Annotated in this window: 9 protein-coding genes; 7 read left to right on the forward strand and 2 right to left on the reverse strand. The window is 44.0% G+C overall.

All coding sequences use genetic code 11. The features are described 5' to 3' along the window. Window positions 1–238 precede the first annotated feature (238 nt). The 5 genes from NDN13_RS03505 to mobA all read left to right on the forward strand — a co-directional run bounded on the left by NDN13_RS03505 (window position 239) and on the right by mobA (window position 9,386). Window positions 239–1,591 (forward strand): MFS transporter, encoded by a 1,353-nt coding sequence (locus NDN13_RS03505; protein ID WP_033133109.1) that lies wholly within the window; start codon window positions 239–241, stop codon window positions 1,589–1,591. Window positions 1,592–1,619: 28 nt separating this feature from the next. Next, a complete protein-coding gene (nirB, locus tag NDN13_RS03510; protein ID WP_251117178.1) occupies window positions 1,620–4,166 on the forward strand; it encodes a nitrite reductase large subunit NirB in 2,547 nt (848 codons plus the stop codon). 11 nt (window positions 4,167–4,177) lie between these two features. Continuing rightward, the gene (gene nirD, locus NDN13_RS03515) at window positions 4,178–5,797 is read left to right on the forward strand and encodes a nitrite reductase small subunit NirD (RefSeq protein WP_251117179.1); all 1,620 of its coding nucleotides are present in this window, start codon (window positions 4,178–4,180) and stop codon (window positions 5,795–5,797) included. 185 nt (window positions 5,798–5,982) lie between these two features. Further along, the gene (locus tag NDN13_RS03520) at window positions 5,983–8,763 is read left to right on the forward strand and encodes a nitrate reductase (RefSeq protein WP_251117180.1); all 2,781 of its coding nucleotides are present in this window, start codon (window positions 5,983–5,985) and stop codon (window positions 8,761–8,763) included. Next, window positions 8,760–9,386 carry a molybdenum cofactor guanylyltransferase gene (mobA, locus tag NDN13_RS03525; protein ID WP_251117181.1) on the forward strand — a complete coding sequence of 209 codons (627 nt, stop codon included), beginning with the start codon at window positions 8,760–8,762 and terminating at the stop codon, window positions 9,384–9,386. Before NDN13_RS03520 ends, mobA begins: the two co-directional genes overlap by 4 nt. Here mobA and NDN13_RS03530 read toward each other — a convergent pair. Both NDN13_RS03530 and NDN13_RS19795 read right to left on the reverse strand, forming a co-directional pair. Continuing rightward, window positions 9,383–10,540: a YbfB/YjiJ family MFS transporter gene (locus NDN13_RS03530; protein ID WP_251117182.1), complete on the reverse strand. Its 1,158-nt coding sequence runs from the start codon at window positions 10,538–10,540 to the stop codon at window positions 9,383–9,385. The genes mobA and NDN13_RS03530 overlap by 4 nt on opposite strands. A 19-nt stretch (window positions 10,541–10,559) precedes the next feature. After that, window positions 10,560–10,685 carry a hypothetical protein gene (locus NDN13_RS19795; RefSeq protein ID WP_265596672.1) on the reverse strand — a complete coding sequence of 42 codons (126 nt, stop codon included), beginning with the start codon at window positions 10,683–10,685 and terminating at the stop codon, window positions 10,560–10,562. 102 nt (window positions 10,686–10,787) lie between these two features. Between NDN13_RS19795 and NDN13_RS03535 the strand changes: the two genes are divergently transcribed. Together NDN13_RS03535 and NDN13_RS03540 are read left to right on the forward strand one after the other, a co-directional pair. After that, window positions 10,788–11,678 carry a LysR family transcriptional regulator gene (locus NDN13_RS03535; RefSeq protein ID WP_251117183.1) on the forward strand — a complete coding sequence of 297 codons (891 nt, stop codon included), beginning with the start codon at window positions 10,788–10,790 and terminating at the stop codon, window positions 11,676–11,678. Between the two features lie 163 nt (window positions 11,679–11,841). Next, on the forward strand, window positions 11,842–12,828 hold the full coding sequence (locus tag NDN13_RS03540; protein ID WP_251117184.1) for a quinone oxidoreductase family protein: 987 nt from the start codon (window positions 11,842–11,844) through the stop codon (window positions 12,826–12,828). The last annotated feature ends 10 nt before the right edge of the window (window positions 12,829–12,838 follow it).

A 12,838-nucleotide genomic window follows, 5' to 3' on the forward strand; every position in this document is an offset into this window, starting at 1 on the left:
TAACCGAATTGGTATTCATTAAAAAGAAAGAATAAATAGGTAAAGTCTATATAAAACAATGATTAATGTTTTATTGGTCTGGTTGTGGTCAGAACTTGGCACAGCATTTGCTAATTATTCCTTGAGTCAAAGATGACTTGCAAAATTGTAAGACGGCCAACGATGTCCGATCTGATCGGTTTGTTGATACAGCGTGCTGTATGAACAACACAAGATACGTTCAGTATGGGAGATGGCAATGTCTTTAGATTTATCGGCGAAAAAAGCCACATCAATTAAGTTATTCAACTTTTCTGCACCAGCGATGCGGGCATTCCACATGAGTTGGCTTGCTTTCTTCGTTTGTTTCTTTGCTTGGTTTGCTTGTGCACCGTTAATGCCAGTAATCGCAGGCGAGTTCCATCTCACCAAAGATCAGATTGCCAATATTAATATTGCTGCTGTTGCAATCACGATTGTGGTTCGATTAATCGTTGGCCCACTGTGTGATAAGTATGGTCCGCGTAAAACGTATACTGCATTGTTATTGCTGGGCAGCATTCCTGTATTTGGTGTTGCTGCAGCTAATAGTTATGAATCCTTCCTATTTTTCCGCTTATTGATTGGTGCAATTGGCGCCAGCTTTGTGATCACGCAATACCATACCAGCATTATGTTTGCGCCAAATGTTGTAGGCACTGCAAATGCCGCTTCAGCGGGTTGGGGGAATGCAGGTGGCGGTGCAACACAAGCTTTGATGCCTTTACTGTTGTCTGCCTTGGTGATGTTCGGTGTTGAACAAGCCATGGGTTGGAGAATTGCATTGCTTGTACCTGGTGTGATGATGCTGATCGTGGGGGTGCTTTATTGGAAGCTGACCCAAGACTGCCCACAAGGCGATTTTAAAGAACTGCGCGCGCAAGGTGTGGTGGTAGGAAGCGACAAAAAAGGTGGTTTAGCAATTCTAATGCACGCAGCGCGTAACTATCGGGTCTGGATTCTATTCTGCTCTTATGCGGCATGTTTCGGCATTGAAATCTTCATGCACAACATCATTGCGATGTATTACGTCGAGCACTTTAACTTTGGTTTAAAAGAAGCAGGACTGGCAGCAGGGGTTTTTGGTTTGCTGGCACTGTTTGCCCGTGCCCTTGGCGGGATTGTTTCAGACAAAGTGGCGCTGAAAAAAGGTTTGGATGGTCGTACCAAAATCTTGTTTCTGTTGATCTTGGGTGAAGGACTGTTCCTGATGCTATTCGCGCATATGAATAGTGCCGTTCTTGCAATCCTCAGTATGACCATCTTCGCACTGTTTACCCATATGGCATGTGGTGCGACTTATGCATTGGTTCCATTTATTGATCGTGAAGCACTCGGTGGTGTGGCAGGCATTATTGGTGCAGGTGGCAATGTCGGGGCAGTCGCAGCAGGATTCTTGCTGAAAGGAATGGTCGATTTTCAAACTTGTTTAATGGTTTTAGGTGGCTTGGTAGTGATTGCTGCAAGCTCGGTGATGCTGATCCGATTCTCGGTAGAGCATAAACAAAAAGAACAACAGCTGTTTGAACAAGCCATGTTGGAACGTAGCTCAGAACAAAGCAGCGCAGCTTAATCAAAGATTCGATTTGAGGAGAAACACAATGAAATTAGTGATGATTGGTCACGGTATGGTGGGGCATAAATTCATCGAAGCCATCTTAGAGAAAGCTGATGATGAATTAGAAATTACCATCCTTGCAGAAGAACCACGTATTGCCTATGACCGCGTACATTTGACTGAATACTTCTCTGGTAAAACAGCCAAAGACCTATCACTGGCTCGCTTTGATTTTGCAGACGCGCACGGTATTGATTTAAGACTCAATACCAAAGCGGTAGAAATTAATGCAGCTGAGCAAACGGTGACTACCAATTTAGGCGATGTCATTCATTATGACAAATTGGTCTTAGCAACAGGTTCATATGCCTTTGTTCCACCAATTTCAGGCAATGATCGTGAAAACTGTTTTGTCTATCGTACCATTGAAGACTTAGATGCCATTCGTGCTGCGAGCTTAAATGCCAAAACAGGTGTGGTGATTGGTGGTGGTTTATTAGGTCTAGAAGCTGCCAAAGCATTGCGAGATTTAAATCTGGAAACGCATGTGGTGGAGTTTGCACCGCGTTTAATGGCGGTACAAATTGATGATCTTGGTGGCAAGGTATTACGCCGTAAAATTGAAAATCTTGGGGTGAAAGTCCACACCCAAAAAGCCACACAATGTATTGAAGCCGGTGATAGCACAACGCACATCATGAAGTTTGCGGATGGTAGCGAGCTGGAAACAGACATTATTTTATTCTCAGCGGGGATTCGCCCACGTGATGAATTAGCGCGTGTCAGTGGTTTAGTACTTGGTGAACGTGGTGGGATTAAAATTAATGATTATTGCCAAACCTCAGATGACAATATTTATGCGATTGGTGAATGTGCACTGTGGGACAATAAAATCTATGGTCTGGTCGCACCCGGCTATGACATGGCACGTATTGCTGCAAAACATATCTTAGCCGAAGAAACGCATTGTTTCGCGGGTGCAGATATGAGCACCAAGTTGAAGTTGATGGGCGTTGACGTTGCCTCTGTCGGTGATGCACACGGTATGACACCAAACTCACTCAGCTATTTTTATGCTGATGAAGATAGTTTGGTTTATAAAAAGATCGTGGTCGATGCAGATAAAACCAAGTTGCTCGGTGCGGTGTTGGTCGGTGATGCTAAAGAATATAACGACCTACTACAAATGATGTTAAATGGTCTGGCACTACCAGAAACGCCTGAAAGCTTGATCATGCCAGGTTTTGCTGATTCAGGTGCTAAAGCAGGCGGTAGTGGTGTCGATTTATTGCCAGATAGCGCAACCATTTGTTCTTGTAATAATGTGTCCAAAGCCGATATTTGCCAAGCAATTTGTGATGGTTCAACCTCACTCGGTGCTTTGAAAAAATGTACCAAAGCGGCGACAGCCTGTGGTGGTTGTGCACCTTTAGTCACGCAAGTGTTGAAGTCTGAACTGCAACGCCAAGGCGTAACGGTCAATAACCATGTGTGTGAGCACTTCCCGTACTCACGCCAAGAAATTTATCACTTGGTTCGTGTCAATGAAATCAAGACCTTTGATGATTTGATTCAGCAACACGGTCATGGTCTAGGCTGTGATATTTGTAAGCCAATGGCGGCCAATATTTTGGCATCGTGCTGGAATGATTTTGTACTTGAACCAAGTCATGCGGGCCTACAAGACAGTAACGACTACTACTTGGGTAATATTCAAAAAGATGGTTCTTACTCGGTCGTACCGCGTATGGCAGGTGGTGAAGTCACCCCAGATGGCTTAATTGCCGTGGGTCAAATTGCCAAAAAATATAACCTGTATACCAAAATTACCGGTGGACAACGTGTCGACTTATTTGGTGCGCAAATTCATCAACTCCCGTTTATCTGGGAAGAACTCAATGCAGCAGGTTTTGAATCAGGTCATGCTTACGGTAAATCATTACGTACCGTGAAATCATGTGTCGGTAGTACATGGTGCCGTTATGGCGTAGATGATTCTGTGGGCTTGGCGATTGAACTTGAAAATCGCTACAAAGGATTACGTTCGCCACATAAATTGAAAATGGCGGTGTCGGGTTGTACTCGTGAATGTGCTGAAGCCCAAGGTAAAGATGTCGGGGTGATTGCAACCGAGAAAGGCTGGAATCTGTATGTCTGTGGAAATGGTGGTATGAAACCACGTCATGCCGAGCTATTGGCATCAGATCTTGATACCGAAACCTTGATTCGTTATATCGACCGTTTCTTTATGTTCTATATCCAAACTGCAGATCGTTTACAACGTACCAGCGTATGGCGTGACAATATGGAAGGCGGTTTGGATTATCTCAAATCAGTGATTGTCGATGATTCGCTAGGACTTGCCGAAGAACTCGAAAGTCGTATGAGTCATGTGATTGGGACTTATCAAGATGAATGGCGTACTGCGGTTGAAGATCCTGAGATTCGTAAACGTTTCCAAACCTATATCAATGCCAGTGCAGAACAGCAAGCTGATCCACATATTCAGTTTACCCAAGTACGTGATCAGATTCGTCCTTTGAATGACGCTGAACGTTCAGTCGATCGTATCCCAATGGTTGAAGCATAAGGAGAACTCAAATGACCAGTTTAAAAAATATCGATATGCTGCCAGAAAATCAATGGGTCGAGGTGTGTGCTTTGGATGACATCACACCAAATACGGGTGTGGGCGCACTGATCGAAGGTCAATCGGTTGCACTGTTTCGTGTTGGTCACGAAAAGCGGATTTATGCGCTTAGCAATAAAGATCCATTTAGCCAAGCCAATGTGATGTGTCGCGGCATCATTGGCGATTTACAAGGTGAACGCGTGATTGCATCGCCGATTTATAAACAACATTTTAGTTTAGCGACGGGGCGTTGTCTGGAAGATAAAGATCAAAAGCTCTTGGTTTTTCCAACCAAAATTGAAAATGGTCGGGTGTGGGTCGGGTCTGTTCCGCAAAAGACTTATATTACCAACAATGGCGCTGCTCAAGAAAAGCTGAAACTGGTGTTAATTGGCAATGGTTTGGCGGGGATGCGTTGCCTAGAAGATTTATTGGATATGGCTCCAGATCGCTATGATGTGACGGTGATTGGTGAAGAGCCTTGGGGCAATTACAACCGAATTATGTTGTCGCCAGTACTTTCTGGTGAAAAAACCATTGATGACATTATGCTGCATCCTCATGCATGGTACAGCGACAAAGGGATTCAATTTATTGCCGATGATCCTGCAATCAAGATTGATCGTACCCGCAAAGTGGTACATACCGAGAAAGGTGAAAGCGTTGATTATGATCGTTTGATCATTGCCACTGGTTCATCACCGTTTATTCCGCCTGTGCAAGGTGTAGATCTAAAAGGTGTGATTAGCTTCCGTGATATTTATGATGTCAACACCATGATCAAATATTGCGAAACTAAGAAAAATGCGGTGGTGATTGGTGGCGGTTTGCTGGGTCTGGAAGCGGCGTATGGCTTGAAACAACGTGGCATGAATGTGACGGTTCTACACCTGATGGATCGAATTATGGAACGTCAGTTGGATGGGCGTGCCAGCCGTATGTTGCGCCATAGTATTGAGCAAAAAGGGATCAATATCATTACCGAAGCCAATACCGAAGCATTGATTGGCGAAGACGGGCATGTCAGTCAAGTCCGCCTTAAAGATGGAACGGTCTTAGATGCAGATTTAGTGATTTTTGCTGTTGGGATTCGCCCGAATATTGCCTTGGCTCAAAGTGCAGGACTGCGTTGCAATCGAGGCATCTTGGTCAATGACACCATGCAAACCTTTGATCCAAGTATCTATGCGGTAGGTGAATGCATCGAACATCGTAATCAAACCTTTGGCTTGGTTGAGCCGTTATGGGGACAAGCTTTTATCTGTGCAACGCATTTGGCTGAACATGGCAGCTTAACCTTTAAATCGCCAACCGTACCAACACAGTTAAAAGTCAGCGGTGTGGATGTGTTCTCTGCTGGGAACTTTGAACCGAAAGAAGATTATGAAGACATCATCCTCAATGATGACAAGCGTCAAATTTATAAACGTATCATTATCCAAAAAGACAAAGTGATTGGTGCGGTTCTGTTTGGTGATACGGAAGATGGGATGTGGTATGCCGAGTTGATTGCAGATCAAACGCCTGTTTCTACTTTTAGAAATAAGCTGTTATTTGGTAAGGATTTTGCAATGAAAAAGGCAGGGTGATGAATCTCCCCTTAACCCCCTCTTTATGAAAGCGGGGGAATGTCACGAATTTAAGCAATGACGATGGTTCGTGGCTTCCTTCTATACATGAAAGAGGGACTGTTTTTTCAATTATATTTAAGATATGAATTCGCGGTACTCCTCCCTTGATAAAGGGAGGCTGGGTGGGATTCAAAGGGGCAGTCATGAACAGTATTCAAAATTTAGAACACAGTCGCTCCGATCAAGCAGAAACAATTATTACAAAAACAACATGTCCTTATTGTGGCGTAGGTTGTGGCGTGGATGTCAGTGTCCAACATAAAGCGCATGGCACAACGGTACAAGTTGCAGGAGATCTAGAGCATCCTTCAAACTTTGGACGACTCTGTATTAAGGGCAGTAATTTAGCCGATACGCTAGGCTTGGAAACCCGCGTCTTACAGCCTATGTTTGGCCGTAAAAATCATCGTCAAGTCGCGACATGGGATCAGGCGATTGAGAAAATTGCAAATCAGTTTCAAGCGTGTATTGATCAATATGGAGCAGACAGCGTTGCATTTTATGTCTCAGGACAGTTGCTGACTGAAGACTATTATGTAGTGAATAAGTTTGTGAAAGGCTATTTGGGCACAGCCAATATTGATACCAATTCACGCCTATGTATGTCATCTGCAGTTGCAGCGCACAAACGTGCCTTCGGTGAAGATATCGTACCTGCCAGTTATGAAGACTTTGAACATACGGATATGGTGGTTCTGGTTGGCTCTAATACAGCATGGTGTCATCCCGTATTGTATCAACGCATCATGCAGGCCAAGAGCAAGAATCCAGATTTATTTGTGGTGGTGGTCGATCCTCGTTTTACCAGTACCTGCGAGCAAGCAGATTTACACTTGCCAATTTTACCCGGTCAGGATGTGGCGTTATTTAATGGTCTGTTTCAGCATCTTTACCATCATGATTATATCGACCATCATTTTGTAGAGACTTACACTGAGGGTCTAGAGGCTTTATTAGCAGCGAGTGAAAGCGAGCAAGATTTTAATGCGTTGGTGAAACGTACCGGAATTTCTGCAGAAAAAATACAGCTGTTTTTTGATAAATTTGCCCAAACAGAAAAAGTGATCACCTTGTTTTCGATGGGGGTTAATCAGTCCTCTCAAGGAGTCAATAAAGCTAATAGCATTATCAACTGTCATTTACTCACTGGAAAAATTGGAAAATTAGGTGCAGCACCATTTTCAATGACGGGTCAACCCAATGCCATGGGCGGTCGTGAGGTAGGTGGATTGGCCAATATGCTGGCAGCACATCTAGATTTGGATAATCCTTCGCATCAACATCTGGTGCAAAGCTTTTGGAATAGTCCTGTGATTGCTAAGCAAGCAGGCTTAAAAGCAGTGGATCTATTCCAAGCGGTAGAGAGTGGCAAAATCAAAGCGATCTGGATTATGGCAACCAATCCTGTGGTGAGTTTGCCCGATGCAGATCAAGTCAAACGTGCCTTGGAAAAATGTGAGTTTGTGGTGGTTTCTGATATTTGTGCGGATACTGATACCACAGCCTATGCCGATGTGTTGTTACCTGCATTAGGTTGGGGTGAGAAAGATGGTACAGTCACCAATTCTGAACGCCGTATTTCACGGCAACGTGCCTTTTTAAATCCGCCAAAGCAAACCAAAGCGGATTGGTGGGCGGTGGCAGAGGTTGCAAAAAAACTCGGTTTTACTGGTTTTGAGTTTAGCAATGCCTGTGACATTTTTAATGAACACGCGGCTTTATCGGCCTATCAAAATGCCAGTGTTGACCAACGTGATCAGGTCGAAAACTTCCGTTATTTCAATTTAAAAGGCTTAATGAATTTAAGTCTGGATGAATATAACCATTTACGCCCAACTCAATGGCCAGTCTGGGAGAAAGGGCAAAGCATCGCCGTGGAGCAATTGTTTGATCGTGGTAGTTTTAGTCATAAAAACAAAAAAGCCAAACTGATTCCTACTGTCGCCATTGATCCAGTGCATGCCATCTCCGAAGATTATCCATTGGTGTTGAATACCGGACGTATCCGTGACCAATGGCATACTATGACCCGTACCGGTTTATCGGCAAACCTCACCACGCATCGCGCTGAACCATTTTGTGAGATTCATCCGAATGATGCATTAAAATTTGGTATCCGTGATAAAGCTTTGGTGGAAGTCCGCTCACAATGGGGGCGTTGTGTATTGCGTGTGACGCTGGCACAAGGTGTGCGTCGTGGCCAAATCTTCGCCCCGATTCACTGGACTGAGCAAGTCGCTTCTGATGCGCGGATTGGTAAAGTGGTCAACCCTGTGGTGGATGCGATCTCAGGTGAGCCTGAATTTAAACATACCCCGGTTGCAATTCAGCCATTCCATACCACTTGGCAAGGCGTGCTTTATGTACGTGAAGGCTTTGAACATCATATCAAAACATCTTTACAAAGTTGTGCATGGTGGACCAAGATCAAAACAGCGAAAGCAATGCGTTATGAAATTGCTGATCGTCACAGTATTGATGAGACCCAAAAGAATCTGAAAAGCTTCCTGCCTTTTGTCGATGAAACCTATGAATGGTTAAGTCTGGAGGATATCTCATCGCAGCTCAGCCATAGTGTGATTTTAAAAGATGGTATCTTGATTGCCAGTTTATATATTGCACCTGTCGATTTATTGCCAAATCGGGATTGGGTGGCGAGTCTATTTAAACGTGAACGATTAAGTGCCTTGCATCGTAAAGCTTTGCTGGCGGGAATGCCGATGTCTGCGGCAAATAACGATGGACCATTGGTTTGTAGTTGTTTTAAAGTGGGTAAAAATAAGATTATTGAAGCCATTAAAACGCAAAACATCACCCATGAAAAACAAGTCACGGCTTGTTTAAAAGCAGGTGGCAATTGTGGTTCTTGTTTACCTGAGATTCGTGGTCTGATTAAAACCTGTCAATTGGAGGCAGAAGCATGAATACAGAATATCCCGCTACAGATCTAGTGATCTTGGCGGGAGGGCAAGCGCGCCGTATGAACGGGACCAACAAACTGCTACAACAGTTTGATGACCAGATTCAGCTGTCAAAAATATGTGAAAGTTTTAAGACTCAGGTTCAACATATTTGGGTGAATAGCCACCGTGATAACTCGATATATAAACAGATTGAACCTGATATTCGATGCTATGCAGATGATCAAAATGGTTTCCTTGGCCCGTTGATGGGGATGAAAAGTGCTTGGTCACATTTGCAAGCTGACTATGCTTTATTTATTCCCTGCGATGTGACCTATATTCCTAGTCAGGTTGTGCTTAAACTGCATCGTGCTTTGCAAAAGCAACCGCTGGCGCAAGTGGCTTATGTCAATATCAATGGTGATGCCTTATATCCATTTTGTTTACTTAAGCGAGAAAGTATATCGGTATTGGAGCAGGCGATTGCTGAGAATAAACTGAGTTTGCGAGATTGTTTTAAACAATTGGATGCACAGGTGGTGGCATTTCAAAAGCAAGGCCTGTTTTGTCATAGTATTAACTCATTAGATGAACTGCAACAATACAAGCAGATGAAGGTTTTTAAACAATCTATTTCTGGTTAGTGGATCGCCTCAGCTGATTTCAGACTAATCACTGTTGCAATCAATAATGCTGTAGCTGCGGTAATCAGTGAGCTATTGAGCGTATGATAGATCGTGAATAGGGCATTTGCTACGATTGGACCAATGATCTGACCTATTCCATACATGACAGTCATTAAGGCAATTAAATTATTTTGTGCTTGGCGAGCGATACGCTGTGCAACCGGCATGGCAATCGTAACCGTTCCCATAAAGGTTCCACCCACGAGTAATGCACTCGACAGATAACCCAAAGTGGTTGGTAGAAGGATGGGCAATACCACACCGAAAGCCTGTAATCCTAAATTAGAAGATAAAGCGACTTGTGTACCAAAGCTGCGGTGGATGCGATGCCAGAAAAAACACGAAAGAATCGCACCCAAACCAAAGATTGCCCAGATCTGTGCCGCATCAATATTCGGTAAGGCCTGTTTCACCAATAAAGGTAAATAGGTTGCGGTAATGATGTAGCCAAAACCTGCCAGGGCATAAATCAGAATCAGAGCGTATGCATGGGGAATTTTGCTATTTGTGCTCGATATCTGCTGAGTTGAAACATTATTCGGTTGAGCCCGCGATAAACCAAACATTGCGATACCGCCAAGGATCAAACTGGATAGGCCGAGCAATAACCATAGTATTTTACTGTGCCAACCTAGATGCGTGCCATAGACCAATAGTTCAGCAGATATTGCAATACCAAGCCCAACCCCTGCATACAAGATGGGGGCTTGTTGTGTTTGTTTCTGCTGTTCGAGCAACCATAATGAGACAGACACCATGGCGAAAGCACTAAAAACCCCAGCCAAACCACGAATCAAGATGATCAGGCCAATCGTGTCAATACAGCTGAGTAGGATCAGACAAAGGACGCTACCCACAGTAGCAACAATACTACCGAGATAACTCTGCTGTGGTTTCATCTTGATCGCAAATAAAGCACCCAACAGATAGCCCGCATAGTTTGCAGAAGCAGCCAAACTGGCATGCTGTAGATTGATGATGCCTTCATCAATCATATGCGGGTAGACCGCAGTAAACGCAAAGCGCCCGAAACCCATACCAATTGCCATAATCAAGGCTGCACTGATCGCTGATTGCAGGGCACGGTTGCTGTTTTTTGCTGGCTCAGTCATAGCCTGTTCACTCCAACAATTAGTCGCTATGACTCATATGCGCGAGAGGTTGTGCTTTGGCAAGAAATTTGTAGTCAAATACATAGAGTGCATAGCTGAAGAAGCTTAAAATACAGATTAAAAATAACAGCTTAGTAGCAGACATTGTTTGACCCATCTTTAGGTGTTGAGAAATGAATAACTATTTAAACAAGCACTATTAATCATGTAAAATGATTTGAATTGATACCAACTATCTCTAATAGTGATGGCGATGCAGATTAAATCTTTAGAAATTTTTATGATGGTGGTGAAGTTAGGCAGTTTTTCCGAGGCGGCAAAAACGCTCTATACCGTACAATCCAATGTCACCAGTCATATCAAAAAACTGGAAACAGAGTTGAATGTCGAGTTGCTACATCGGCAGAACCCCATTCAACCCACTAGAGCTGGGGTGCAACTCTATGGTTATGCTGAAAAAATGCTGCATCTACAAAAAGAGCTATTGGACACCTTTTCCCATAGTCAGCTGACAGCCAATTTTCCTTTAGCGATTGGGAGTATGGAAACCACGGCTGCGGTTCGACTGCCAGTGTTGATCCGCGATTTACAACAGCACAGCCCAGATTTTCCTTTTACGTTATCGACTGCACCCACACGAGATTTGATTGATTTGGTCCATGCATCCAAGCTAGATTGTGCATTTGTAGCACATCATGCACCGATTGATGGGATGTTTAATTTACATGTCTGGACTGAGCAGTTGGTGCTTATTTCTTCAAAGCATATGCCTGAACGATTTGCAAATGACGATCTGATTCAAAAGAAATTTATTGCCTTTAAGCAAGGTTGTAGTTACCGCAAAGCCATTGATCAGTTCTTATCTTCCCATCATTTACCCGCAGCCAATGTGATTGAAATGGGCAGCCTAGATGGCATTATCAGCTGTGTCAGTCTAGATGTTGGCCTTGCAATTTTACCGATCAGCTATGTACAGCAATCTCATTTTGCCCAAAGTGTGAAGATTCATCCCATTGACTCGGCTACAGCGGAGATCAATACCTACCTGATTGCACATCGTGATATGAGCACATGGGCAACCAATATGCATCATTTTGTTGAGCATGTGAAAGGCATGAATCAGCAGCTTGAGAAATAACTCCTAAGCTTTGTGCCGTCCTATAAAAGAATCCTATCGATTGAGTATTTGTCGTCAAAGGTGATGTGCGTGTCGTGTTAAGTAAAGTCGACGCTCTCCTGAGTATTGTATTTTTTAGTCATATTGCTTCGGCACTGAATAAAAATACAAGATGGACAGGAAAATGACGTTGAATAAAGCGATACGGTTCTACGGAACAGGGACACCAGAGGTGATGCGCTATGAGGACATCGAAGTCGGCGCACCTGCGGTTGGTCAAGTACGTCTACGCCACGTAGCGGTGGGCCTTAATTATGCTGATACCTATTTCCGCAATGGGACTTATCCGATTCCCTTACCAAATGGTATGGGTGTTGAAGCCTCTGGCATTATCGAAGCGGTGGGTGACGGTGTAACCGATTTTGTGGTGGGTGATCGCGTTACCTATACAGGGTTTTTGAATACGCTTGGCGCTTATAGCACCGAACGCCTTATTGCCGCAGATGCATTAATCAAACTCCCTGACGATATTTCCTGTGAAACTGCGGCTGCAATGACCATGCGTGGTTTTACGGCAGCGTATCTGATGCGTCGTATCTATGACTTTAAAGCAGGCGATTGCATTTTATTACATGCAGCCGCAGGTGGTGTGGGGCTGATTGTATCGCAATGGGCCAAACTGTTGGGGCTAACCGTGATTGGAACCACCTCGACGGATGAAAAAGCAGCGGTAGCACGTGCCTATGGCTGTGATCATGTGATTAATTATAGCCATGAGAATGTGGCTGAACGGGTGCGTGAGTTGACCGATGGCATTGGGGTCAATGTGGTCTTTGATAGTGTGGGTAAAAATACCTTTATGGCCTCATTAGACTCGCTCAAACGCCGTGGTTTATTGGTTTGCGTAGGTACCGCATCAGGGCCAATTCCTGACTTTAACCCTGTGTTACTGGCAATGAAAGGTTCGTTGTTTATCACCCGTCCAGCTTTAGCCGATTATATTGCCGATCCAGAAGAAAAAAGAGCCTTAGCCAAGGAACTGTTTGATCATGTCAGCAGTGGACGCATCAAGATCGAGATCAATCATCGCTATGCACTTGAAGATGCCGTACAAGCACATCGTGATCTGGAAGCACGTAAAACCATAGGTTCATCCATTTTTGTGATTTGAAGGGATTTCT

The organism is Acinetobacter sp. C32I (assembly GCF_023702715.1).
Taxonomy (GTDB): Bacteria; Pseudomonadota; Gammaproteobacteria; order Pseudomonadales; family Moraxellaceae; genus Acinetobacter.